Source organism: Sorangium sp. So ce362 (assembly GCF_051519845.1).
In the GTDB taxonomy this organism is placed as follows: Bacteria; Myxococcota_A; Polyangia; order Polyangiales; family Polyangiaceae; genus Sorangium.
Genome location: NZ_CP150332.1, coordinates 2809855 through 2835000, shown reverse-complemented (window position 1 = coordinate 2835000; position 25146 = coordinate 2809855). Strand labels below are relative to the sequence as shown.

Below are 25146 nucleotides of genomic sequence, written 5' to 3'. Positions count from 1 at the left end.
CGTCATCGAGCTGGATGTTAGCCAACCCTTATTCGTCCCCCTCCACAGAGCTTTACAACCCGAAGGCCTTCATCACTCACGCGGCGTCGCTGCGTCAGGCTTTCGCCCATTGCGCAAGATTCCCCACTGCTGCCTCCCGTAGGAGTCTGGACCGTGTCTCAGTTCCAGTGTGGCTGATCATCCTCTCAGACCAGCTACCCGTCTACGCCTTGGTAGGCCATTACCCTACCAACTAGCTGATGGGCCGCAGGCTCATCCCCTGGCGCCAGCTTTCATGAAGAGGCCGGCTTTGACCCCATCCTCTTTCGAAGACGTGGTCTCATGCTGTATTAGCGCTCCTTTCGGAACGTTATCCACCACCTGGGGGCAGATTACCTACGTGTTACTCACCCGTGCGCCGCTTTACCGGGGCCGAAGCCCTTTCTCGCTCGACTTGCATGTGTTAAGCGCGCCGCTAACGTTCGTTCTGAGCCAGGATCAAACTCTCCAGTTAAATCCTGTTGCGTCAGGCGGTGGCTAAGACCGCCTGATTTGCTCGTCATATTATGACGTGCGAGGTCGAGCTTGCGCTCGCCTTTGAACCCACGTCACTTCGTAGGCACACAACCCAGTTTTCAAGGACCGAGCAGGCAAGGCGGCTCGCCGGGCGAGCTGCTTGCCGTGTTCCACACCGATCTTCGCCGAGGAGCCGGCTCGCCTCGATCGCCTCCCCTCGGGGAGGTATCGCAGCGACGTTCACCTCTGACGAAGCCCGCCTATCGAGCGGCCCAGAGAGGCACGAACCTTCGTTCCGCCGACTCTCCGCGTCCGCCGATGCGCGGGGGGCCCTTCTTAGAACCCCTCCGCGAGGCTGTCAACCCTCTCTTTCGAGAGACTGACTTCGAGAGACCTACCGGACAGTTTGGAGAGCTACAAGCGATCGAGCTCCAGATACTACAGGAACTACTCGAAGGCTTTCGCGCCCTCCGGCTCTGCCGATGTGCGAGGATTCACTCTAGAATCCTGTGGCGAGACTGTCAACCTTCTCCTTCGAGAAGGTCGCCGGAGCGACCAAGGCCGACAGAACGAGAGCTGCGGTCCAGCTCGGTTCGACGGCCTCGGCGATTCGTCAGGACCTACCCTATACCCACGCCGCGAAACTGTCAACGCTCGCGCGCCACGCGCCGCTCCAGCTCGTCCAAATCTGCGGTTCCAGGCTGCGAGCGTGCGGGAAGCGTGCGGGAGAAGAGAAACCGAGCGACCTGAAGAGCTGCCGGCTTGTTCTGTTCACCGGCCTCTTCAGGTTCTCAGCGCCGCAGTACGGCAGCGCTGCTGCGCGCCAGTGCCGACGGCTGTCTTTATTTAAGTCTTGACATCGGGATGTCAACCGTCGTGGCGGCCCCGGCAGTCACGGGCGCACCCAGGGTGCAGCCGCAACGAGGCTCAACCGCACCGACAGGCAGCCAGGCGGCTCCGCGCTCACGGCCGGCCTCAGCCGGACGCCGCGACGCGGCGCGGCGGTCGCGCCGGGGCGGTCGCCTCCGGCCCGGCCGCCGCGCTGGCTCGCTTGCTCGGCTACTGCCGTGCCTTCTCGTCGAGGAAGCCGGTCACCCACGCGAACGGCGCGTTCCAGTTGATCGTGATCTCGTTGACGCTCCAGGCCTCGATGTGGTCCACGAAGCACCGCTGCGCGACGCACCCCTTCAGGCCGGCGCTCTGGACATGGGGGTCCTGGAGCGAGGAGTTCGGGCCGCCGGACACGGCGCCGGGCGGCGCCTTCGGGTACTTGCTGTTCGCCTGATGGGCCCAGAACCGGTGGTGCGGGTTCTCGAGCGGCTTCTCGCCATAGCCCGTCACGTACGACTGCCCGAGCGGGTTGCGCCCGAGGAGGTAGTCCATGCCGAGCACCACCCCGTCGAGGTACTTCGGCTGCTTGGTGAAGTCGTGGGCGAGCGCCACCACGAGCATGTTGTTCAGCACGCCCGAGTTCGAGCCCCAGTCGTACTTGCCTGCAGGCGTCCGAGCGACGAGCGTCCGGTACCCCTCCTTGTCGGCGATGGCGAGGTACTGGTCGGCCGCCTTCGCGATGCGGCCGCGGATCTCCTTCTGCCACGCCGCGTTCACGTGGCCGGGCACGATCGCCATCGAGATCTGGCCGAGCCCGTCGGTGACCCGCCAGTTCATCGACGCCGCGCCCCCTTCGATCTCCGTCGGGAACCGCGCGTTGAGCGGCGAGACCTGCAGGAACTGCTTGTACTCCAGCTTCCCCGTCGTGACGAAGAGCTCCGCCGCGGCCCAGTAGAACTCGTCCTTGGCGTCCGTGTCGTCGTAGGGCCCGCCGCCCTTGTCGCCGCCGGGCGGCGCGTAGAGGGCCGGGTTCTGCTTCGCCGCGGCCCAGGCGCGCTCGGCGGACTTCAGGCACCTCGCCGAGAACCCCGCGTCCACCGTCTTCCAGATGCGCGCGCACTGCGCCCCCGTGGCAGCGACGTTGAGCGTCGCCGCCGTGCTCGGCTTGTGGAGCGAGCGCGGCTGCTTGTCCTCGTGCGGCGCGAGGCCGAGGCCCGTCCACGCGTCGTCGTGCATCTTGTGGTGCACCATGCCGGCGAGCGGCTTGCCTTCCGGCACCTGCATGCCCATCAGGAACTCGAGCTCCCAGCGGGCCTCGTCGAGGAGGTCGGGCACGCCGTTCTTGCCCTCGGGGATGCTGAGCTTGCCGTCGCCGAAATCGGCGCTCGAGGTGCCGAGGTGCTTTGTGCGCTCGTACCAGTTGAGCAGCGTCCACACCGAGATGCCGCCGTTGACGACGTACTTGCCGTGATCGCCGGCGTCGTACCAGCCGCGGGACGCGTCGAGCGCATAGTCGCAGCCGCTGCCCTTGAGGCAGCGCGTGCTCTTGTCCTGGAGATGCCCGGCCGGGCGCGCGAGTTCGGGCTTGCCGGCATAGGGCATCTCGATCTCGATGCCGCTCCGGTTGTGGTAGAAGTACGCGAGCGCGTCGATCTTGAGCTTCTGGTAGATGCCGGCGTCGATGTCGAACGGGAAGCTCTTCTCCTCCCCCACCTTGAGCACGTAGCCCTGGCCCGGCGCCTTGATGATCGTGAAGTCGACGAGGTGGACGTGATCGCCGGAGGCGCCGTCCTCCCCGAAGACCTTGGTCTGGCCGCGCGCGACCGGCTTGCCGGCGCCGTCGAGCAGCTCCCACGCGAGCGGCGCGGTCGCCGCGTTGCTCACGCTGGCGATCTTGATCGCGCCCGGCAGATACCCGACCTGGTTCACGGCGACCTTCGGCGCCGCCACGGCGCTCGCGGCCGCGCTGGCCTTGAACTCCGCGTCGTCCAGGCGGATGTCGTCGATGCAGACGTCGAACGGCTCCTTGGCCGACGCCATCGCGCCGCCGATGTGGAACGCGAGCTCCGCCGTGGCGTCGTCGGCCTTCGCCATCGAGAACTTGCCGGAGAAGGTCCTGGGCTCGGTGCCGAGCTCCACGGTGTCCGACCAGTACTCATCGTAAGGCGGGCCCGACATGCCGACCTTCGGGCGCGCCTTCGTGGGCGCGGACGCCCAGGCCTTGTACTGAATCGTGTAGCTGTGACCCTTCTGGATCACCATCTCCCGGTGGCGAAACTGGGCGTCCCAGTTGTTCGACCCCTTGTTCGTCACCGTCACGCAATAGGCGCCGTTCTTCACCTCGGCGCTGCCCGCGCCCGGCGCGGTGAACGAGGTGGTCCAGGGCAGGCTCTTGTTGTCGTTGAAGTCGGAGGCCTTGAGCAGGTTGGTCCGCGCGGCCTCGGGGCTCCCCGCGGCGCCCGTGTCAGCGCCGGCGGAGGGCGCGACCTCCGCTCCGGGGCCGTGCGAGGTCGCGCATCCAGCGCTCGGTCCGAGCGCGCCGAGCGCGCCGAGCACGAGCGCGGACACCCGCCCCGATCGGTTGAGGATCCACGGCTTGAGAGTGGGGTGGTTCATAAGTCCTCGGTTCACGGCTGTGTGCAAGAAGCGCACAAAAAGCGGCAATTTCGCCCATCTTGTCAAGCCCAATCCTCGCCGGCGCGTTGAATCCCGCGGGGGGCGCGCCGTCCTGCGAGCCCGCGGCCTCCGGGGGCCGCGGAGCCGGCGCGCGCGTATCCGTGGTGCTCGGGCGTGGCGCTCGGGCCCCGGTCGATTCGCGCTGGTGCCGCTGGCGCGGCCACACTAGGCTCCGCCGAGCATCGCGTCGCACCAGGGTCGCGACCGAGCACTCCAAGGAGACGACATGGCAAAGCACAGCTTCTCAGTCCCCTTCAGCGGTCCCTCTCAAGATATCGTTGCGAAGGCCAAGGCAGCGATCGAGAAGGCCGGCGGCAAGTTCAGCGGCAACGAGGGCAAGGGCGATTTCTCGGTGCCCACGCCGGCGGGGACGGTGAAGGGAACCTATTCCGTCGCCGCGCAGAGCTTCTCCGTCGACATCACGGACAAGCCGTTCATCGTCCCCGGCAGCACCATCGAATCCGAGGTACGCAAGTTCCTCGGGAAGGCCTGAGCCACCCCCGCGCACCCGGGTAGTGGTCGCGTCTTTGCGTCTTTGCGTTTAATTCCCCCTCGCGATATCCGCTGCACAATCGCCGGCCGGCGGGGCGACAGCGCCCGACCCGTCAAGCGCCGTCGCCGGCGAAGTGCACCTTGAGGACGCTCTCCTCCGCGGGCACGCCGAGCCGCAGGGGAAAGCCGTAGTGTCCTGTCCCGCGGTGCACGTAGAGCCGGTCGGGGCCGCGGGCCCACAGGCCGTGATCCGGCATGTTCACGAAGAGCCGGAGGATGGTCCAGGAGCCGCCGAGGCTGACGAGGCCGAGCTGCCCGCCGTGGGTGTGGCCCGAGAGCACGAGATCGCCCTCGCCCTCGCCTAGGAGGCGGAACGCGCCTGGATCGTGGAGCAGGATGAGCCGGAGCGCCCCCTTCACGCGCGGGTGCCGGGCGCAGACCGCCGCCATGCGCTCCGCGCGATCGCGGTAATGGAAGTCCATCCCGAGCACCTGGACCGGCCCTGCGGCGGTCTCGACGAGCGCCGCATCGTCGACGAGCAGGCGCGCCCCCACCCGGGCGAGCGCGGTCGCGACGTGGCGGGGCGACTCGTGATCGTGGTTGCCGTGGCACGCGAACACACGGCCCTCGAGGGCGCGGAGCGGGGACAGGGCCTCCGCGAGGTGCTCCGCGGTGTCCTGCGACTCCATGGTCAGGTAATCGCCGGTGAGCACGACGAGATCGGGTTCGCGCTCGACCGCGCGCTCACAGATGCCGCGGAGCCGCGCGACGGACATGAAGGGACCGATGTGAGGGTCGGTGATCTGGACGATGCGAAGGGGGCGGCGCGCGTCGAGCGCCTCCGCGCGCGGGAGCGGGTGGCGGCGCAGCCCCTCGACCGGAGCGCGGTCGACGACGATCTCGACCTCCTCGCGGCGGGCGGTGAGCGACTGGACGATGCCGATGCCGGCGAGGGCGAAGGGCACCCAGAGGCCGTACGGCGTCGCCCCGAGGCCGCTCGCGATGGCCCACGGGAACGACAGGAAGATCGCCGCGACGAAGTAGGACGCGGGGATGCTGACGAGCAGCCTGTAGGCGAGCGGGCGCATCCGCGGGCGCGAGAGCAGGAGGAAGTGCAGATACACCGCGCCCTGGAGGACCGCGAACGCCGGGGCGAGCGGGCCGGCGTGGCGGAAGAGGGCGCACGCGATCAGGGTATGGATGCCGAGCAGCACGCCGACGAACCGCGCGTAGAGCGGGCCGCGGCGGCGCCTCGCCGCCACGACGACGAGGAGCCAGGCCAGGACGGAGGCCACCCAGAACAGGACGACGGGGGAGAGGAACTTCAATCGACGGCTCCAGGCGACCCAGGCGCGCAGAGCCACCGCGGCCTGCCTTGCCTGGTCGGGAGCCAAGTCTCCCGCGTCCAGCGCGTCCGCGCCAGGCGCCCGGGGCCGCTCGAGGGGTCGAAGCGGCGCCCAATCCCGGGCGGATGAGGCTCAAGTGATCGCCATGAACCTCGCTGGAACCGCCCAACTCCAGCTTGTCCCGATGGCCAGGTCGTGGCCGGCGCTGCCCCGGTCGGCGCGCCCATCATAAAGATGCAGCTCGATGCGAACAGCGGGATGGCCCCTTGTTCCACGCCTCGAACGCGGCCGTTCCAGATCGCCGCCTGGCGCCGCGCCGGGGAACGCAGCATACTCGGTAGGTGATTCTTGAGCGGTCGCGGGCGGGCTTCGCGCGCCCGCCTCCGGGCCTCCCGCTCCGGCGGTCCCTGCACCGGATTCGGCCCCGTGCGCCCATGGGTCTGCCCGGAGGCGCCGCCGCCGAGCCGGGCATGCCGTCATCGCAGGCCCCATCAATCTGCTTGCTGACGATCGCTGGCTTGACCTCGATGGCGCTGGCAGCCGCCTGGCGGAGGCGGACTCCCTCGGCACGAACGATCCTCCGAACATGAATGATGATGTGGAGACAGAATGAAGAAGAAAGAACTTGGTAACAAGCTTTGTCTCGTGGTCTGCGCGGGCGCCGCGCTCGGTCTCACGGCCTGCGCGGGCGCCGAAGCGTCGGACGAGCCGCTCGAGGCGCTCGAGTCGCACTCGTCCGCGATCGTCGGCGGCGAGGTCGCCGAGGCGAGCCCCTGGGCCGTCCAGGTCTTCGACGTGCGCGGGAGCACGGGCGACTTCTACCAGTGCACAGGCACCCTCGTCGCGGCGCGCTGGGTGCTCACCGCGCAGCACTGCATCGCGGACGAGGGCGAGACGTCGGCCGTGCGCGTCGGCAGCAACACGTACCTCGGAGGCCAGCGCATCGAGGTCGACGCCGTCGAGGTGCCCTCGGCCGTGGCCGACATCGCGCTGCTCCACCTGACCGAGGACGCCGATGGACCGTTCGTCCAGCTCGCCGAGGCGACGTCGACCTGGATCGGCAGCGACGCGACGGCCTACGGCTGGGGGAGCGAGGGCACGCCGCTGGTGATGGCGCCGTCGCTCAAGAAGGCGACCCTCCACATCAACGGCTGGCACTCCGACGAGGAGCTCAAGGCGACCGGCGTGACGGGCGCGGGCTGGAGCGGCGACTCCGGCGGCCCGTGGTTCGTCGACGGGCTCCAGGTCGCCGTGTTCTCGGCCTCGAACGGACAGGACGGCACGAACCTGCACGCGACGGTCACCGGCGTCGACGTGGCGCGCCACCGCGCCTGGATCGATGCCACCGTCGCCGGCGGCCCCACCGTCCACCCCAGCAACCAGGTCGTGCTTTACGATCTCTCGAACTTCTCCGGCATCTCGCAGGGCTTCGGGATCGGCCACCACAACCTCCTGAACACGACGATCATCGGCGACAACCGCGCGAGCGCCATCAAGGTCCCCGCCGGGCTCCGGGTCACGGCCTTCATCCACCACAACTTCGGGGGCGAGGTGCGCATCTTCACCTCGGACACGGATCTCGTGGCCGCGGGCTTCAACGACGCGATCTCGGGCATCGTCGTCTCGAACGCCTCGGACCCGCAACTGGACGTCGTCACCTTCTACGAGCACGCCAACTTCTCGGGCGAATCGTTCCTGTACGGCGTCGGCCCCGCCGTCTTTCTCGGCGGCCCCTGGGCCTACTGGGACCAGAGGGCCAGCTCCGTCCGCGTCCCCCCCGGCTTCCAGGTGACGCTCTACGACTGGTTCTTGCAATACTCGACCGGGTCGCGCGTCCTCACGACAGACGCGAACCTCGCCTCCCACGGCTTCGACGACAAGACCCGAAGCTTCCTGATCGAGCGCTTGTAGGAGCGAGTCCCCGACCTCGATCCCCGGAGAGTGAGGGAGGCCCGCAACCTCGCTCCCCCTCCCCCGCTCACGCCTGCAGCACCCGCAGCGACCCCCTCACCACTCCATAGCTCCCCTCGGCCCGCAGCCCGCGCGCGACCTCCGCCGGCGCCGCCTCCCCGGCGAGCAGCCGTCGGTACGCCTCCACCACCCGCCGCGCCCCGTCGGCGTCCTCGCGCACGAGCTCGATCCGGAACCGGCGCACGCCGCTCTTCGCGAGCTCCGGCACGAGGTGCGCCGCGCTCTGCGGCGCCGCGTGAAACACCGTGTTCCGACACCCCACGTCCGCCTCGAGCGGGTGATCCATCCCCGCCCGGTCCCGCAGCGACAGCGCGTGCTGATCGCACGGGCGACCGCAGGTGCGATGATCCTTCCCCTCCGAGAGGGTCGCCGCGATGACGCAGTGCTCCATGTGAAAGAGCGGCATCGGGTGGTGCACGACCACCTCGGCGAACGGCGCGAACGGCGAGTCGAGCAGCGCCGCGAGCTGCGCGGCGTCGAGGTCGAACGACGGCGTGAACGCGGCGAGCCCGCGCGAGAGGACCTCGCGCGCGGCCAGCTTGTTCGTGACGTTGAGCGAGAAATCGCCGATCCGGGGCACGCCCGGCGAGGCGTCGAGGAGCGCGCCGAAGCTGCGGACCAGGATCGCCGCCGGCCCGAGCGAGAGGAGATACCTGTCGATCTTCTCCTCGCCCGGCTTGCGGATCCGCGGCGGCGCGACCGCCACGGACGCCCCCGCCGCGATGAGCTCGCGCGCCGCGGCCCCGAGGCCGACCATCTCCAGGAAATCGAGGTAGACGCCGCTCGCGCCGGCGTCGAGCGCCGCGCGCGCCTGGCGCACGTTGCGGCACAGCACGAAGAGGCCGGGCGGCGGCGGCTCGATCGCCGGGGGGACGGCCCCGGCGAGGAGCCCCTCCGCCGGCAGCGGAGCGCACGCATGGGGGCGGTGCGACGCCTCGATGAGCGCCGCGACGAGCGCCCGGCGGGCGCGGTTCAGCGCCGACGGCGGCACGAGCGCCGGCCCGTCGAGCGACAGCCCGACGCCGCGCAGGACGAACGGCGTGTCGCCCAGCCGATCGAGCTGCTTGCGCAGCGTGGCCTCGTCGAGCGGCGACCTGTCGGCGCGGCCGAGCGCGCCGTCGAGCTCGACGGCGGCCGACGCGCCGTCCTCGGTCGACGCCGAGAGCCGCGGGCGCTCGCCGAGGCGGCCCTCCAGGCGGACGTCGATCGCCACGCGGCGCGGGGCGCGATCGAGCGCCTCGCGGACCGCGCGCGCGCCCGCAGGGTCGCTCGTGCGGAAGACCCGGCGCCCGCGCAGCCCCCGCGCGCCGCGCAGCACGTCGTCCGGCAGGGGCCGATCCGGGCCGAGCCACACCTCGACGTCGCCGCCCGCCGGCGCGCGCTCGACCTCGCGGCCGTCGATCCACAGGCCCCAGATGCGGCCGCCGAGCTCGCCCTCGCCGGCGAAGCCCCCCTCCACGAGGATCCCCTCGCCGCGCGCAAGCGGCCGGGCGGCGCGCACGACAACGACCTCGTGGCCGCGCCGGCGGCCGGCGCCGCGCGCCTCACCGACCTCGATGCCGCGGTGGTCGCAGGTGCGGCCGTCGACCAGGCGCTGGTGGTCGACGCCGCGCAGGAAGCCGGGCCCCGAGCCGCGCGAGAACGCCTGGAGCGCCGCCTCGCGGTCCGTCGCCCCGGGGCCGGCCCCGGCGCCGAGCGCCGCGTCGATGGCGGCGCGGTAAAGCCGCGCGGTGGCGCCGACGTACTCGGGGCCCTTGAGGCGCCCCTCGATCTTCACCGAGGCGACGCCGAGCGCGACGAGGTCGGGGATGACGTCGGTGGCGTCGAGGTCCTCCGGCGAGAGGAGGTACGCCGCGTCGCCGAGGTCGCGGAGCGCGCCGTCGACGACGAGGCGGTAGGGCAGGCGGCAGGCCTGGGCGCAGGCGCCGCGGTTGGCGCTGCGGCCGCCGATGGCCTCGCTCGTGAGGCACTGCCCCGAGTAGGCGATGCAGAGCGCCCCGTGGACGAAGACCTCGAGCTCGACGTCGGTCGCCCGGCGGATGGCGGCGATGTCGTCGAGCGAGAGCTCCCGGGCGAGGATGACCCGCGCGGCGCCGAGCGACCGCGCGAGCTCGACGCTGGCCGCGTCGGTGCAGGTCATCTGCGTGGAGGCGTGGATCGGGAGCCCGGGCGCGAGCGCCCGCGCGAGGCGCATCACCGCGAGGTCCTGGACGATGACCGCATCCACGCCGGCCGACGCGCACGCCTCGATCGCGCCGCGGACCGCCGGGAGCTCGTCGTCGAACACGAGCGTGTTCAGGGTGACGTAGCCCTTCACGCCGTGGGCGTGGAGGAAGCGCATCGTCTCCGCGAGCTCCGCTGCGTCGAAGTTCGCGGCCCGGGCGCGGGCGTTGAACGGTGACGACGCCGCCGCGCCGCCGCCCGCGGCGCCCCCCCGGAGGCCGAAGTAGACGGCATCGGCCCCGCCGCGCACGGCGGCTTCGAGGGCAGCGCGATCACCGGCCGGGGCGAGGACTTCAGGGCGCGCGGGCCGCATCATGCGGGCGGTTCTAGCAAGGGGTGGCGCCGTTGTCGCCCTGACACGAGCGGCATCCTGGAAAGCGTCGCGTCCGGCGCGCTCGGCCGCGCCCGGGCGCCTTGACCTGGCTTCCCGAGGTAGGGCACGATCCGCTGGATCACCGATCAGCCGCCCGCCCAGGCGCCCGGACGGCGCACGCCGCAGAGGGATGCCGATGAACCGAGACGGTCTTCGCTTGAGATACGCGCTGTCGGCGGCCGTGCTCTGGCTGCCAGCCGCGGTCGTCGCGGCGACCTCCGCGTGCTCCAGCGACGTCAGCTCGGCGGAGGTCTGCGCTCCTCCCGATTCGGCCTGCGACGGGGTCTGCGTGGCGCTGCGCTCCGATCGCGCGAACTGCGGCGCGTGCGGCGTGGCGTGCCCGGCCGCGGAGGCGTGCGTCGACGGCGCATGCGAGGAGGGGGGCGAGGGGGGTGGCGGCGGCGGCAGCGGCGGCACCGACGGCGTGGGCGGCGGCCCGCCGGCGTGCGGCGGCGACCGCCACCTGAAGCGCTGCGACGGCGCCTGCGTCGACACGCGCACCGACCCGAACCATTGCGGCAACTGCGGCGCGCCGTGCGAGCCGGGCCGCGCGTGCGCCGCCGCCCTGTGCCAGCGGACCTGCCTGGAGGGCCTCACCGACTGCGCCGGCACCTGCGTCGACCTCACCGCCGATCCGCAGCATTGCGGCCGGTGCGATCGCGCCTGCGACCCCGGGCGGCCGTGCGAGGACGGCCGGTGCGGGTGCAGCGCCGAGCCCTCCCAGGACATCGGCTCCGGCGTCCCCCAGCGGGTCAGCGGCACGACATCCGGCGCCGACGACAGCCGCTCGCTGAGCTGCTCGGGGTCGGGCGCGGCGGATCAGACGTTCCTGTTCACCGCGCCCCACGCGGGGACCTACCTGTTCGACACCTTCGACGCCTCCCACGACACGACGCTCGGGGCGCTGCGGGCGGACACCTGCGCCGAGCTGGCCTGCAACGACGATGCGGGGAGCCTCCAGTCGCAGATCGCCGTCGATCTCGCCGAGGGCGAGCCCGTCCTGGTGGTGGTGAGCGGCGCGGAGGGCGACTTCACGCTGCGCGTGACCGAGCCGGGACCGATCGTGTGCGCGCCCACCGCCCTGGAGCCCGTCGTTCCGCAGACCGTGACGGGCTCGACCGCCGGGCTCGAGGACTCGGTGTACGCGGACTGCGACATCGCCTCGAGCCAGGACGCCACGTACACCTTCACGGCCCCCGAGGACGGCCTCTACGTCTTCAGCGGGCGCGCCGCCTCCCGTGAGCTGATCGTCGAGGTCCGCGACGGCGGCACCTGCACCGGCGAGTCGCTCGCGTGCCAGTACGGCTCCAGCCAGGCGAGCGCGGTCGCGGAGCTCGAGGCCGGGCAGACGGCGCTCGTCGCCGTGGCGAGCCCGGGCCGCCCGCTGCCCGAGTTCACGCTGGAGATCTTCGAAGCCCCGACGTGTCCGGCGGTGAACCTCGGCTCGAGGGTCCCGCAGACGGTGACCGGGAACAACGAGGATCTCCCGAACGTGTCCTCGGCGTGCTTCTCGCCCACGAGCGGCGGCGAGGCGACCTACGGCTTCACCGCGCTGCACGACGGCGTGTACGTGTTCGATGCGACGGAATCGAGCTTCCCCGTCCTCCTGGAGGTGCGCCGCGAAGGGTGCCGGGGCGAGGTCATCATGTGCCTCGACGGCTCGTCCCAGCCTGCGCGCGCCGCGATCCCGCTCGCGGCCGGCGAGACCGCGGTCATCGCGCTGGACAGCCACGGCGAGGCGGGCGACTACGCGCTCGAGGTCACCGAGGCGGCGTGCCCCATCATCGATCTCGGCTCGATGGCGCCGCAGACGGTCACAGGCACGACCGCGGGTCTCTCCGATTCCCTCGCGCCCGTCTGCGGCTCCTTCGGGGCTCCCGAGGCGACCTACCTGTTCACCGCCCCGGCCTACGCCCTCTATACCTTCGACACCGAGGGCTCGACGTTCGACACGCTCCTGGACGTGCGGGACGGCGCGTGCGCCGGCCCCTCGCTCAAGTGCAATGACGACGCCGACCCCGAGGGGGCCGCCACCCACTCGCGGTTGACCCTGCCCCTCTCCGCCGGTCAGGCCGTGATCGTCTCCGTGGACGGCTACGAAGCGAGCGGGGAGTACACGCTCAACGTCGCCCGGCAGGAGGTGCCGCCGTGCCCGCTCTTCGATCTCGGCGACTCCGTCCCTCAGGCGGTCACGGGCAACAATGAAGGCTATCTCGATATCCTGACGCCCGAGTGCGGCGGGGGCCCCGGCGGCGAGGCGACCTACGCCTTCACCGCGCCCGCGGAGGGATATTACGACATCAACACCGTGGGCTCCACGATCGAGACGGTCCTGTCCGTGCGCCTGGGCGGGTGCAGGGGTCCCGAGATAGCCTGCGTCAGCGACGGGAGGAGCTCGCGCGCGCTCGTGCTGCTCGACGCTGGCCAGGCGGTCCTGATCAGCGTCGACACGAGCGGCGAGGGAGGCGACTACGCGCTCAACGTGAGCCAGTCCGACGGCTCCGGCACGTCGGACTCCGGCCATTACGAGCTCAACATCCATCTTTGACCCGCGCCGCCCGGCGGCGCCGCGGATCCCCATCTCCGACAGGATCTAGAACGGGACGAAGTCCTGATCGCCCGCGGCGTGCGGCACGCGCCCGTTGCTCGATGCGCCGCCGCTCGGGGGGCCCTTCTGCGGCGGCCTCCACAGCGCCCTGCCGCCGCGGCGGTCCGGTAGACGCCCCGGCGCCGCAGGCCTGTGGCCCGGGTCGCCGTCGCTCTCCTGCGCGAGGCGGAACGACGCCATCACGTTCTGAAGCTGCTCTGCCTGCGCCGACAGCTCGGCCGCCGTGCTGGCGAGCTCCTCGGAGATCGCCGCGTTGCGCTGCGTGGACTGCTCTATCAGCTCCACCGCCCCGCTGATCTGGGCCACGCCGTTCGACTGCTCCTTGGATGCCACGGCGACGCCCTGCACCAGCTCCGCGGTCTCCCGGATCGACGGGACGAGCTCCGCGATGAGCTGTCCCGAGCGCTCCGCGACGACGATGCTCGACGCGGCGAACGAGCCGATCTCCTTCGCCGCATCCCGGCTTCGCTCGGCCAGCCGCCGCACCTCCGTGGCGACCACGGCGAACCCCTTGCCGTGCTCGCCCGCGCGAGCCGCCTCGATCGCGGCGTTCAAGGCGAGCAGGTTCGTCTGGTACGCGATCTCCTCGATGATCACGATCCGCTGGGTGATCGCCTTCATCGCCTCGACCGTCTCCCGGACCGCCTGACCGCTCTGCTCCGCGTCCCTCGTCCTCCGGTGCGCCGTCTCCTCGACCTGCTTGCAGTTGGCGGCGTTCTTCGCGATCGTGCCGCTCAGCTGCTGCAGGCTGGCCATCGTCTCCTCCACGGACGCCGCCTGCTCGCTGGTGCCCTGCGACAGGCTCTGCGCCGTCGCCGAGAGCTGCACCGAGACCGAGGAGACCGAGATCGCGCCGCTCCGGACCTCGCCGATGAGGCCCGCCAGGCGCTCCGACATGGCCTTCACGGCGCCGAGCATCTGGCCGAACTCGTCGGAGCTCTTCACCTTGACGTCGCCCGTGAAGTCGCCCCCGGCGATGCGCTGGTGGATCGACACCGCCTGGGTGAGCGGCAAGAGGATCATCCTGCTGAAGACGATGGCGAGCACGGCGGCGACGACGATCGCGAGCAGACCTCCTATCTGCAGCGTCACGTACATCGTCTTGACGAGCGCGTTCGTCGCCGCCTGCCGCTGGCCGAGGAGGGCGATCTCCTCGTCGTCGATCTCCTTGAGCGCCGCGCGCATCTGGTCCATGAGGCTCTTCTCGCGCCCCTTCCTGACCTCCTCGACGGCGCGATCCGCCGACGCCTTCACGTCGTCCGCGCTGCGGCGTTGCTGGATGATCGGCTCCAGCACGGAGGAGAGCCACTCGTCCTGGAGCTTGTCGATCTTCTCGAGGCGCGCCTGCTGGCGCGGGTTGTCCCTGGTGAGCTCCCGGGCACGACTCATGTTTTGCTCGAACCGATCGCGCCCGCTGCGGTACGGCTCCAGGAACGATTCCACCCCGGTGATGACGAAGCCACGCTCCCCTGTCTCGATGTCGAGCAGCGACTCCATGATCTCGCTCGCCGCGAGCATCACCTCGTACGAGTGCTGGTCCCATGAGCGGGCCTCGTCGAGCTCCGCGAACCTCTTGTAGGCCGTGCCCGCCAGTCCGAGGACGATGACGACCATGGCGGCGAAGCCGAGGTAGAGCTTCCGGCCTACTCCGATATGCGCAAGCATGATGCATGCTCCGGGCTAGATGTGTTGCGGCTTCCTTCGAGCCCTGCCGGGGGCTGGAGCCGATAAATGGATGGCGCGACGCACCGCACGCGGTGGTCCGTCCCGTGGAGGCCCTCGGCGTGTCCGAGGAACAGGTACCCTGAAGGCGCGAGGCTGGCGATGAGCCTCGCCACGATCGACGCCTTCGTCGCGGCGTCGAAGTAGATGAGGACGTTCCGGCAGAAGATCAGATCGAACAGGCCGAATCGCCTGGGCGCCGCGTCGAGCAGGTTGAAGCGCCGGAAGGAGATGAGCCTGCGCAGCTCCGGCCGGGCCTTCATCAGGCCCGCGCTCGCGCCCGTCCCGCGGAGCATGTAGGTGCGCAGGCGCTCCTCCGGGATCTCCGAGGCCCGCTCGATCGGCCACACCGCGCGTTGCGCCTGGTCGAGCGCGCGGACGGACAGGTCCGTCGCGAGGATGCAGATCTCCGGAACGCCGGTCGACGCGGCGCCGGCCCATGGCGGCGCCTGTCTCGCCGCGTCGCTGCGCTCCCGGGAGGGCAGGCTGTCGAGCAACGACATCGCTATCGAGTAGGGCTCTTCCCCGGTCGAGCAGGCCGCGCTCCAGGCGCGCAGCGGGCGGCCGCCGCGCGCGAAGGGCGCTCCATGGCCCGCGCCCTCGTGCCACGCCGGGAGGATCTCGCGCTCGAGGAGCTCGAACTGATCGCGCTCCCGGAAGAAATGGGTCTCGTTCGTGCAGATGCAGTCGAGCATGTGCACGAGCTCGCCCTCGCCCTCGCCGCCAGGCGCGGTCACGCGGCGGTAGTACTCGCCGAAGCTGCGGAGCCCGAGCGCGCGGAGCCGGGGCCCGAGGCGGCAGAGCAGGAGCGGCTTCTTCTGCGGGCCGAGCGCGATGCCCGAGGCGCGCTTGACGAGCCTCTGGAACAGCGCGAACTCCTCGTCGCTGAGGGCGCGCGGGCCCAGCTCGGCGAGCGAGATCATGGCCTGTCCCCTTCGCCGGCCGGCGCGCCGTGGCTGCCTGGGAGCGCCGGCGGGGCCCCGGGGGCCGAGGGGCCGGGCGTCGCCGAGGCCAGGAGCTCCGCCGGCGAGAGGATGCGGTCGATGTTGAGCAGCAGCACGAGCTTCTGGCCCACCTTCGCCATCCCGAGCAGCTGATCCACGCGCACCTGCGCGCCGAAGGCCGGCGCGTGCTCGATCTCGTCCTCGGAGAGCGTGAGCACATCGCCCACGCCGTCGATGAGCAGGCCGAGGCGGGTGTTCTCGCCTTCGAGCTCGGTCTCGACGATGAGGACGCACGTCCACCGGCTCACCCTCGTCGGCGGCAGTCCGAGCTTGACCGCGAGATCGATGACCGGAACGACGCGGCCCCGAAGGTTCATGGCGCCGACGATGCACGCTGGCATCATCGGGACCCGCGATGTGACGCTGTGCTCGACGATCTCCCGCGCCCGGAGGATGTTCACCGCGTACTCGTCCCCCGCGATGATGAAGGACACGTATTGCGACACGGGGCTCGACGCGTCGGAGATCATGACGCCTCCATTGGAGAGAGATGACAGACGGGCGCCCTGCGCGCCGGGGCGCCGGCTCATCCTGGGCTGCCTCCGGCGGCCGATGGCGCTGCCCTGCGCTCGTCGGGGGCGTCGACCGGGCCGAGGTCCCCGAGGACGCCGCCGAGCAACGCGTCGACGTCGAGGATCATCGCCACGCTGCCGTCGCCGAGGATGGTCGAGCCGGAGATGCCCCGGACGCGGCGAAACAGCTGGCCGAGCGGCTTGACCACCGTGCGCCCCTCGCCCTCGAGGAGGTCGACCACGAGGCCGGCCTCGGCGCCGTCGTGCGCGACGATGACGACGCGCTCATCCGGCGGGGGAGCTCCGCCGAGCCCGAGGAGCGCCCGGAGGCGGACGCACGGCAGCCCGCGTCCGCGCCGGATCATGAGCCCCTGGGCGCCGCCGTGCGCGAGCGTGCCGCGGGGCAGATCGCAGCAGGCGAGCACCGCGCGGAGCGGGATCACGTACCGCTCGCCGCCGATCCCGACGGAGAGCCCCTCGATGGTGGCCAGGGTGAGCGGGAGCTGGATCGACAGCGACGTGCCGTGCTCTTCGCGGCTCTCGATCCGGATCGTACCCTGGATTGACTCCACGCTGCGCCGCACGACATCCATGCCCATGCCGCGCCCCGCCAGGTGGGAGGACTCCGCCGCCGTGGAGAACCCGGGCTCGAACACGAGGCTGAAGAGCTCATGATCGGGGAGCGTCTCGGGCGCCGGGTGCCTCCTCAGCGCGCAGACGCGGGCGGCGATGCGCTCGCGGCTCATCCCGGCGCCGTCGTCGGAGATCCGGAGCGCGATGCCGCCCCGCTCGTGCGCGGCGTGCAGGGTGATCGTGCCGCAGGGGTCCTTGCCCGCGGCGCGCCGCGCCTCGGGCGGCTCGATGCCGTGACAGATCGCGTTGCGCAGGAGGTGCGTCAGGGCGTCCCGGAACCGCTCGACCACGGCCGTGTCCACCTCGACGTCGCCGTGCACGACGAAGAGGCGCGCCTGCCTGCCGTGCGCGTGGGCGAGATCGCGCACCGTGCGCTCGTAGTGCCGGAACCAGGGGCCGACCGGCACCATGCGCGCGGCGCGCACCGCCTCCTCCAGCTCCTTGCAGAGCCGATCTTGCTCCTCCATCTCGTCGCGCAGCGCAGCGCCGGCATCGCCGCGCACCGCGCGGAGCGTCCGAGCGATCCTGTTCCGGCCCAGGGTGAGCTCTCCGATGAGATCCGCCATGCGATCGAGCTTCTCGACGGCGACACGGATGCTCTTGATGCTCGTCGCTCCCTCCGCGTCGTCCTCGGTCGCGCGGCGCGCGCTCGCCGCCCCCGCGCCCTCTTTCGCCTTCAGCCCTCCGCGCCGCGCTTCCTCCAGGCGCGCGACGACCTCTCTGTACGAGGTGCTGCGCTCGGCCTGCCCCCGCTCGACCTCGGCGACGAGCCGGCGGGCGGCGTCCACCATCTCGAGCAGCAGCGAGAGCACGGGCGTCGAGAGCGGGAGTTCGCCGCGGCAGAGCGCCTCGATGACGTCCTCGGCGGCGTGCCCGAGCTCGCTCAAGCCGCCGAGGCCTACCGAGCCGGCGCTCCCCTTGAGCGTATGAGTGGCGCGGAAGATGCGCTGGAGGAGATCGTGAGCATCGCCGCCGGCCTCGAGTTGCAGCAGAGCGCGCTCGATCTCGTCGAGGATCTCGTGCGCCTCTGGCATGAACGTCTGGAGCAGCTCGTCGCGATCGCAATCCATGCGGTTCACAGAGGCTGGATCGAGATGGCGCCGTCGCTCGTCCGGAAGACGATCTTGCGTCCCCGGTCGCCGCCCGTCTCGAGCTGGGCGATCCGTATCCGCTCCGCGCGCAGGAACGCGAGCCCGGCATCCACGTTCTGGGCGCCGAGGTGGGTGCCGCGCTCCCGGAACGCGGAGATGAGGCAGGCGCCCCCGACGACGCGCGCTTGCAGCGCCCGGCTGGAGGCCCCGAGCTCCACGAGGCGCTCGAGGAGGCGCTGGCATGCGAACTCGGCGAAGCGGACCGACGCCCCCCTCTGGCCTGGACATTCCGGAAGCACGTAATGGTTCATCCCGCCGACGCCGGTGGTAGCGTCCCAGAGGCAGATCGCCACACAGGACCCAACGATGGTGGTCACCATGGTCGGCTCGGGCGAGGCGAACAGCTGGCCTGGCATGACGTGTTGGGCCTCCGCCGGCAGCGAGCGCCAGCTGGGCGGTCCGGCCGACGCGGACGGCGCCCGTGGGTCGGACGGACGGGTCCTCTCCTCTCTGCCGACATCGTCGGGCAGGGGTACGGATCCATCGTCGCCGCTGGAAGAGGCGAGACGTGTGCCCTCGGATGCCCTCGCCGCCGTGTCAATCGCCAAGGCAGTTCCTGACCTTTTCCAGGAGCTCCATCGTGTCGATGGGCTTCGTGACGAAATCGGAGCAGCCGCACAGGAATCCCTGTTCCATGTGCGCGACATCGCTCCGGCTGGTGACGAGCAGGATCGGCGTGCTCCGCGTCGCATCCTCCGCGCGCAGCTGCCGGCAGGCGTCGAACCCGTTCATGTGCGGCATGACGACATCGAGGAGGATGAGATCCGGCCGCTGCGCCAAGGCCACTTCGATCCCCTGGCCGCCGTCGTTCGCCGTGATGAGGTCGTAGTGCTTGCTCAGCGCCATCTGCTCGATACGCAGGATGGTCTGAGAATCGTCGACCAGCAGAATCTTCTTCCGAAGCATCGTTGCCCCCTCGATCCGATTCAGCGGATATGGCGCGGCCGTACCATCGCGCATGGCCAGCATGAATCCCCCTCTTTCACCTACCTACAGGGCGTCTCCCCCCGAGCCGGTCCACCCTACCATGACAGTAGGCGAACACTCCAATAGAAATTTGCAACAGGCACGCACCTGGTTTCTGTCGGTCGCGATGATTTGCCGGCGCGCCCGGATCCTCCATGAGGTTCGAGGCCACGGCTCTGGGCATGCAGGCGGGCTGGCTCTGGCGCTGGTAGGCCTGCAGCCGGAGCGCGCAGCCTCGAGTGGAGACGCCATCCCCGCATCGACAGCGATCGCGCGCGGAACAGGCGCGCGAGCTCCGCGACAGGGAGCTCATGGCGGTCGAAGGCAGGTGGAAGGGAGACCGTAGGGAGGCAGGTAGAGGGAAGCAAAGGATGTGCGCCGCAACGCACAGCAAGCCTGAAGGAGCGACACGCGGGTGCGTTCGGATGTCGAGCCCAGCGCAGCTCATCGTCGACCTGGTCGACGGCTTCCCGTGTCACCGGGGCGGTGGACAAGGAGGAGAGGAGGAAGAAGCTCTGCGTCCTCTGTACCTCTATGGCTCAGATCCTGTGTGTTCGAATTCTTCCCCATCACGGCGCCAGGGATGAGCTTGGGAAACGCCCCATTGGGCTCCGCCCGACGGCCGTCAAGCGCCCGGGGAGCGCGCGCGAGGAAGACTGAAACAGCTCCGTTCGAGCTCGGCCGGCGGTCCGGCCGCTCGAGACGTTCGTCAGGCAGAACCTGCAGCGGATCGCGCGGCGCTCGCGTACACTCCCGACGCTCGGCATGGATCAGCCCGTCCCCGGGGACAGCAGGGCGCAGCAAGTAGACGTCGCGGGCGCGCTCGCGGATCGGGCCTTCGACGCGCTCGGCGTCCTGCTCCGCGGCTTCGAGGACGCGGCCGAGCGCGACGGGCCGGGCGCGCTCGCCGACGCCCTCGCGCGCGGTCCGGAGCACCTCTACGGCGGGCTGCTTACCGCGCTCCTCCGGCTCGTGTTCCTGCTCCACGCGGAGGCCCGCGGGCTCCTGCCGGTCGAGCACCCGCACGACGCGGCGCACCTCGGCGTGCTCCCGCTGTTCCGGGAGCTCGCGGCGGAGCACGGCGCGCGCCCGGCCGCGATGCGGCGGCGCTTCGGGGCGTGGGCGCGGCTCGTCGCGCTGTCCCGCGCCGTGTTTCACGGGATCTCCCGCCCCGAGCTGACCCTGCCGGCGCGGCGAGGGCAGCTCTTCGACCCCGAGCGCTACCCGTTCCTGGAGCGCGCGGCGAGCGGTGGCCCCTGGCAAGCGCCGTCGGTGGACGACGCCACGGTGCACGCGGTGCTCGAGCGGCTCCTCGTGCTCGACGGGCGGCCGCTGTCGTACCGGGCGCTCGACGTCGAGCAGCTCGGCGGCCTCTACGAGGCGCTCATGGGCTACCGGGTCGAGCGCGCCGCCGGTCCGACGGTGTGCCTCCGGCCCGAGAGGGTCTGGGTGAGCGCGGCCGAGGCGCTCGCGCAGCCGGCGGCGCGGCGGGCGGCGTGGCTCGCCGAGCGGGCGGGGCTCTCGCGGCGCGAGGCGAAGAGGCTCGACGAGGCGCTCGCCAGCGCGAGGACCGAGGCCGCGCTCCTCGAGGCGCTCGCACCGCTGCGCGCGAGGGACGCCGAGGTGCTCGGGGCGGGGCGGCTCTTCCTGCAGCCGGGCGCCGAGCGGCGGCGGACGAGCTCTCATTATACCCCGCGCAGCCTGTCCGCGCCCATCGTCGCGCGGACGCTCGAGCCCCTGCTCCGGCAGATGGGCGAGGCGCCGCCGTCGGCGCGGCTCCTCGGGCTCGCGATCTGCGATCCGGCGATGGGGTCCGGCGCGTTCCTCATGGAGGCGTGCCGGTACCTGGCCGACCTGGTGGTGGCCGCCTGGACCCGCGAGGCGGCGCGCGGCGACGCGGCCGCGGCGGAGCGGCTCGCCCGGTCGGGCGGGGACGCCGTGGGCGAGGCGCGGCGGCTCGTGGCGCGGCGCTGCCTGTACGGCGCCGACAAGAACCCCTTCGCCGTGAGCCTGGCGAGGCTGTCGCTCTGGCTCGTGACGCGCGCGCGGGACGAGCCGTTCACGTTCGTCGATCACGCCCTCCGGCACGGCGACTCGCTGGTGGGGCTCGACCTCGCCCAGCTGCGCGGCTTCCACTGGAAGCCCGCCGCGCCGCTGCCGGCGTGCTGCGAGGCGATCGACGCCGCCATCGAGCGGGCGCTCGCGCTGCGGCAGCAGCTCGCCGGGCTCGGGGACGGCGGCGCCGCGCGCGAGCGGGAGCGGCTCGCGCGCGCGGCGGAGGAGGCGCTCGGCCGGGCGCGGCTCCTCGGCGACCTCGTGGTGGGGGCGTTCTTCGCGCACGCGAAGGACAGGGACCGGCTGAAGGAGCGCGACCGGCGCGCGCAGCTCGCGATCGCGTGGCTCCGCGGCGGGGGGCCGCCTCCCGAAGAGCTCCTGGCCATGCAGCGGGCGCTCCGGGAGGGGGCTCCGGGGGAGGGGGCGCCGCGGGAGGGGGCGCCGCGGGAGGGGGCGCCGCGGGAGGGGGCGCCGCGGGAGGGGGCGCCGCGGGAGGGGGCGCCGCGGGAGGGCACGCCAGGCGGGGCGCCGCCGCTGCCGCCGCTCCACTGGGCGCTGGAGTTCCCGGAGGTGTTCCAGGAGCCGCGCCCGGACCGCCCGGACGGCGATCGCGCGCCGCGGCCGGCGCGGCTCGACGCGTTCGTGGGGAACCCGCCTTTCCTCGGGGGAAAGCGGATCTCGACGGATCACGGGGACACCTACGCCGCGTGGCTCGAGCAGCTGCACGGCGCCACGAAGAACACCGATCTCGCCGCCCACTTCTTCCGCCGCGCGGCCGCGCTGCTCGGGGGTCGCGGCACGGTGGGGCTCATCGCCACGAACACGATAGCTCAGGGCGACACCCGGCGATCGGGCCTGAAGCCGCTCGTCGAGGCGGGGCGGGCGGTCATCTACCACGCGGTGCGCAGCGTCCCGTGGCCCGGGGATGCCGCCGTCCACGTCGCCGTCGTCCACCTCGCCGTGGGCATGTCGCCGGCCGACGGCGTCCCGCCGCCCCGGCTCGACGGGCTCCCTGTGCGCCACATCAACTCCCACCTGCGCGCGATGCCGGAGCGGCCCGACCCGAGGCCGCTGGAGTCCAGCCGGGATCTCTGCTTCATCGGCTGCTTCCTCCGCGGCGACGGCTTCGTCCTCACCGACGGCGAGGCGCGGGCGCTCTGCGCGGGCGACCCGGCGGCCGGCGAGGTGCTCCGCCCGTTCCTGGGCGGCGAGGAGGTCAACTCGTCGCCTTCGCACAGCCCGCACCGCCACGTCATCGATTTCGGCGAGCGCGGGCTGGAGGACGCGGGGCGCTGGCCCGCGCTCCTGTCGATCGTGCGGAGTCGGGTCAAGCCGGCGCGGGATCGCCTGAGGCTCACCGGGATCGACGCGGGGCACCGGGCGCGATGGTGGCAGTTCGCCAACCCGCGTCCGGAGCTCCGGCGCACGATCGCGCCGCTCGGGCGCTGCCTCGTCGCGGCGCGGGTGACGAAGCACCTGTGCTTCGCCTTCCAGCCGGCGGGGCGGACGTTCTCGGACCAGCTATGCGTGTTCGCCATCGACGATCACGCGCGCTTCGCGGTCCTCCAGTCGCGAGCGCACGAGTCGTGGGCGCGCCTGCTCTCCTCGACGATGGGAGAGGGCCTCCGGTATGCGCCGTCGGACTGCGTGGAGACGTTCCCCTTCCCTCACCCGGAGCGCCTGGCCGCGGGCGGGCGCGTCGAGGCCGCCGGCGAGCGCCTCTACACCGCGCGCGCAGCGCTGATGGTCGAGCTGGGAGAGGGCCTGACCGCCATGTACAATCTCCTCAAGGCCCCTGCCTGCGCGCGCCCGGGCGTCGTCGAGCTCCGCCGTCTCCACGAGGAGATGGACCGCGCCGTCCTCGCCGCGTACGGGTTCGGCGACATCGAGGTTCCGCCGTACACCACGCCGGTCACGCCCCGCGAGCGGAGCGCGGCGGGCGCCTTCGAGGATGAGGTGATCGACCGGCTCTTCGCGCTGAACGAAGCGCGGGCCGCCGAGGAGGAGCGGCGGCGCGGGGAGGCCGAGCAGCGCGGCCCGCGGCCCGGCGAGCCGTCGCGCGCGCCGGGGCCGGGGCGCCGGGGCCGGTCCGGCGGCTAGCACCGACCGCGCGGGTCGGTGAAGTCGCCTGCCGAGCTGCGGCTCGCCCCGCGCGTCAGAAATTCCGCCATGGGTCATCCAGCCGCCGCCCGCCCGCGCTCTGCGCCGCCGGCCACCGCGCGAGGAAGGCCCGGACCTCCTCGGCCAGGCGCGCGGGCGGCGCGATGCCGTCGATGCGCGTCCAGCGCCCCTCCGCCGCGCGGCCGATGAGCGTGATCGGGGTGTGCTGCTCCTTGATGGGCGCGCGTCCGCCGAGCGCGTCGAGCACCCGGCCCACGCGCTCGCCGCTGCCCGTCAGAAACACCCAGCCCGGCCGCCGGCCAAACTTCTCCGCATAGCCCTTCAGCCGCTCCGGCGTGTCCGTCGCGGGGTCCAGCGAGATGGAGACGAGCCGCACCTCCCGCTCCAGCGCGTCGCCGAGCTCGTCCTGGAGCCGGCCGAAGATGGCCGTCATCGGCGAGCAGATCGTTGTGCAGGTCGTGAAGACGAAGTTCACCACGAGCACGCGATCCTTCGCGAGCTCGCGGAGACGCACCGGCGCGCCGTCCTGATCCACGAGCTCCTCGTCCGGCACCGCGACGCCCGGCGCCGGGGCCGATCGCACCGCCGCCGCGCCGCCCTGCGCCGGGAGCGGCGGACCCGGATCAGCGCCGGCAGCCGCCGGATCGCTCTCGCGGTCGCACGAGGCGGCGGCGAGCGCGCCGGCGAGGAGCAAGGCGTTCGGCACGGAGAGCGAGAGAGATCGCATATCGGCCTCACTGCGGGTATGGCCTCATCGGCGCCCGCGAGGGGGCGCTCGCGTCGAGCGCCTTGGGTTCGAGCGCCATCCTCCGACGAGCGAAGAGCGGGCGCCACGCGGCGCCGCCCTCGATCGTGGGCGATCGAGGGCTGGCCAGCGGACGAGGAGCTTTGTCGCGCGATCCCTTCAGGTCAAGAATCTTCGCCGACTGGCTCACGCCGGAGAGGCGAGACAGCCATGTCCCCGCCGTCAGAAATCGACGCAGACGGGCTCGTCGATCCGCAGCACGGACGCCTGGTTGAAGCGTGCCTTGTACGCCTCGCGGATGGCCTCGATGCTGTCCGAGACAGCCTGGCTGCCGTCGTGGAGGAGCATGAGCAGCCGGCTGTCCTCGCGGATCAGCTCATCTGTCGTCGCGAGGTACTGGCCGTCGACGTCGAACTGCGTCAGCCCGTCCCTGAAGCGCGGGGTCACGACCGTGTCGACGAACGCCTGCCACTCCTCCTGGGTGACGGGGGGCTCGTCGAACCGATCCAGACCGAAGAAGAGCTCGGTCCGGATCATCGGCTCCCCGCCGTCGCAGGTCATCCCGGGCGCCGGCTGCGCGCTGTCGTCTGCCGCGGCGCTGCCGCAGCCGGCGGTCGCGAGGAGCACGGCGAGGAGGGCGCGCGAGATCGATCGGTCGGGCATGGATGTTTCCTCCGAGACGAGGGCGCTCAGGCGCACGGCGACGTGCGACCGGCAAGCTATCACGGCCGCCGCGACGGGTTAGCTCATGTTGTACGCGACCATCGCGATGCCCGCCGCGATCAGGACGATTCCGCCGATCTGCAGCGTCGTGAGGGTCTCGCGCAGGTAGTAGACGGAGAAGACCGAGATGATCAGGAAGCCGCCCGAGGACATGATCGGATAGGCGATCGACAGGTTGATGCGCTTGAGCGCCAGGACGTAAAACAGGATGTTCGACGCGAAGAGCACGAGCCCGAGCACGAGGTGGTAGTTCGTCGCGAGCGCGAGCCCCTTCTCGACGAGCGTCAGCCCCTCCATCGGCGGGACGCGCCGCGAGGCGAGCTTCATGAGGATGTTCGCGGTCGCGTTGAAGACGAGGGCGATGATGAGGAAGAGGTAACCTTGAGCCATGTCTGCTGTGCGACGAGCGCCGGGGCCCCGGAGGCTCGCCTTCCCGGCAGACCTCTCGCGCAGCGGGCGGCATGGATCAACCGTGAAGCGCGCGCACCTTCCCCGCGCC

General features: G+C 71.6%; 16 protein-coding genes and 1 rRNA gene (1 of these 17 only partly in view). 4 read left to right on the top strand and 13 right to left on the bottom strand.

Translation table 11 applies throughout. From position 1 onward, the window contains the following. Together WMF17_RS11255 and WMF17_RS11250 are read right to left on the bottom strand one after the other, a co-directional pair. A 16S ribosomal RNA gene (locus WMF17_RS11255) occupies positions 1-493 on the bottom strand; it reaches 1064 nt to the left of the window's first position. A 1061-nt stretch (positions 494-1554) separates the two neighbouring features. Continuing rightward, a complete protein-coding gene (locus WMF17_RS11250; protein WP_437649348.1) occupies positions 1555-3942 on the bottom strand; it encodes a glycoside hydrolase family 9 protein in 2388 nt (795 codons plus the stop codon). 286 nt (positions 3943-4228) lie between these two features. Between WMF17_RS11250 and WMF17_RS11245 the strand changes: the two genes are divergently transcribed. Further along, positions 4229-4495 (top strand): hypothetical protein, encoded by a 267-nt coding sequence (locus tag WMF17_RS11245; protein ID WP_437602036.1) that lies wholly within the window; start codon positions 4229-4231, stop codon positions 4493-4495. A 112-nt stretch (positions 4496-4607) separates the two neighbouring features. Here the strand turns inward: WMF17_RS11245 and WMF17_RS11240 are convergent, their stop codons facing one another. After that, complete coding sequence (locus tag WMF17_RS11240) at positions 4608-5858, bottom strand: metallophosphoesterase (RefSeq protein ID WP_437649346.1); 1251 nt, start codon at positions 5856-5858, stop codon at positions 4608-4610. Positions 5859-6449: 591 nt separating this feature from the next. Between WMF17_RS11240 and WMF17_RS11235 the strand changes: the two genes are divergently transcribed. Continuing rightward, a complete protein-coding gene (locus WMF17_RS11235; protein WP_437649344.1) occupies positions 6450-7751 on the top strand; it encodes a trypsin-like serine protease in 1302 nt (433 codons plus the stop codon). A 67-nt stretch (positions 7752-7818) separates the two neighbouring features. Here the strand turns inward: WMF17_RS11235 and WMF17_RS11230 are convergent, their stop codons facing one another. Continuing rightward, positions 7819-10350, bottom strand: a complete 2532-nt coding sequence (locus WMF17_RS11230) for a DUF3656 domain-containing U32 family peptidase (protein ID WP_437649342.1) — start codon at positions 10348-10350, stop codon at positions 7819-7821. A 214-nt stretch (positions 10351-10564) separates the two neighbouring features. Here WMF17_RS11230 and WMF17_RS11225 point away from each other — a divergent pair, with 214 nt between their 5' ends. Beyond that, complete coding sequence (locus WMF17_RS11225; protein ID WP_437649340.1) at positions 10565-12955, top strand: MXAN_6577-like cysteine-rich protein; 2391 nt, start codon at positions 10565-10567, stop codon at positions 12953-12955. Between the two features lie 45 nt (positions 12956-13000). Here WMF17_RS11225 and WMF17_RS11220 read toward each other — a convergent pair whose 3' ends face one another. From WMF17_RS11220 to WMF17_RS11195, 6 genes are all read right to left on the bottom strand, one after another. Next, a complete protein-coding gene (locus tag WMF17_RS11220; protein ID WP_437602029.1) occupies positions 13001-14680 on the bottom strand; it encodes a methyl-accepting chemotaxis protein in 1680 nt (559 codons plus the stop codon). Continuing rightward, positions 14659-15660 (bottom strand): CheR family methyltransferase, encoded by a 1002-nt coding sequence (locus tag WMF17_RS11215; RefSeq protein ID WP_437649338.1) that lies wholly within the window; start codon positions 15658-15660, stop codon positions 14659-14661. Before WMF17_RS11215 ends, WMF17_RS11220 begins: the two co-directional genes overlap by 22 nt. Then, a complete protein-coding gene (locus tag WMF17_RS11210; protein ID WP_437649336.1) occupies positions 15657-16211 on the bottom strand; it encodes a chemotaxis protein CheW in 555 nt (184 codons plus the stop codon). Before WMF17_RS11210 ends, WMF17_RS11215 begins: the two co-directional genes overlap by 4 nt. Before the next feature lie 56 nt (positions 16212-16267). Then, positions 16268-17956 (bottom strand): chemotaxis protein CheA, encoded by a 1689-nt coding sequence (locus WMF17_RS11205; protein ID WP_437602026.1) that lies wholly within the window; start codon positions 17954-17956, stop codon positions 16268-16270. A 5-nt stretch (positions 17957-17961) separates the two neighbouring features. Further along, positions 17962-18393 carry a chemotaxis protein CheD gene (locus WMF17_RS11200; protein WP_437602025.1) on the bottom strand — a complete coding sequence of 144 codons (432 nt, stop codon included), beginning with the start codon at positions 18391-18393 and terminating at the stop codon, positions 17962-17964. Between the two features lie 181 nt (positions 18394-18574). Beyond that, complete coding sequence (locus WMF17_RS11195) at positions 18575-19006, bottom strand: response regulator (RefSeq protein ID WP_437602024.1); 432 nt, start codon at positions 19004-19006, stop codon at positions 18575-18577. A gap of 762 nt (positions 19007-19768) precedes the next feature. Here WMF17_RS11195 and WMF17_RS11190 point away from each other — a divergent pair. Then, a complete protein-coding gene (locus WMF17_RS11190) occupies positions 19769-23158 on the top strand; it encodes a DNA methyltransferase (protein WP_437649335.1) in 3390 nt (1129 codons plus the stop codon). A gap of 55 nt (positions 23159-23213) precedes the next feature. Here the strand turns inward: WMF17_RS11190 and WMF17_RS11185 are convergent, their stop codons facing one another. The 3 genes from WMF17_RS11185 to WMF17_RS11175 form a co-directional block, all read right to left on the bottom strand. Then, the gene (locus WMF17_RS11185; RefSeq protein WP_437602022.1) at positions 23214-23906 is read right to left on the bottom strand and encodes an SCO family protein; all 693 of its coding nucleotides are present in this window, start codon (positions 23904-23906) and stop codon (positions 23214-23216) included. 240 nt (positions 23907-24146) lie between these two features. After that, positions 24147-24587 carry a DUF3574 domain-containing protein gene (locus WMF17_RS11180; RefSeq protein WP_437602021.1) on the bottom strand — a complete coding sequence of 147 codons (441 nt, stop codon included), beginning with the start codon at positions 24585-24587 and terminating at the stop codon, positions 24147-24149. 78 nt (positions 24588-24665) lie between these two features. Further along, a complete protein-coding gene (locus tag WMF17_RS11175) occupies positions 24666-25037 on the bottom strand; it encodes a DMT family transporter (protein WP_437489535.1) in 372 nt (123 codons plus the stop codon). Between the last annotated feature and the right edge of the window lie 109 nt (positions 25038-25146).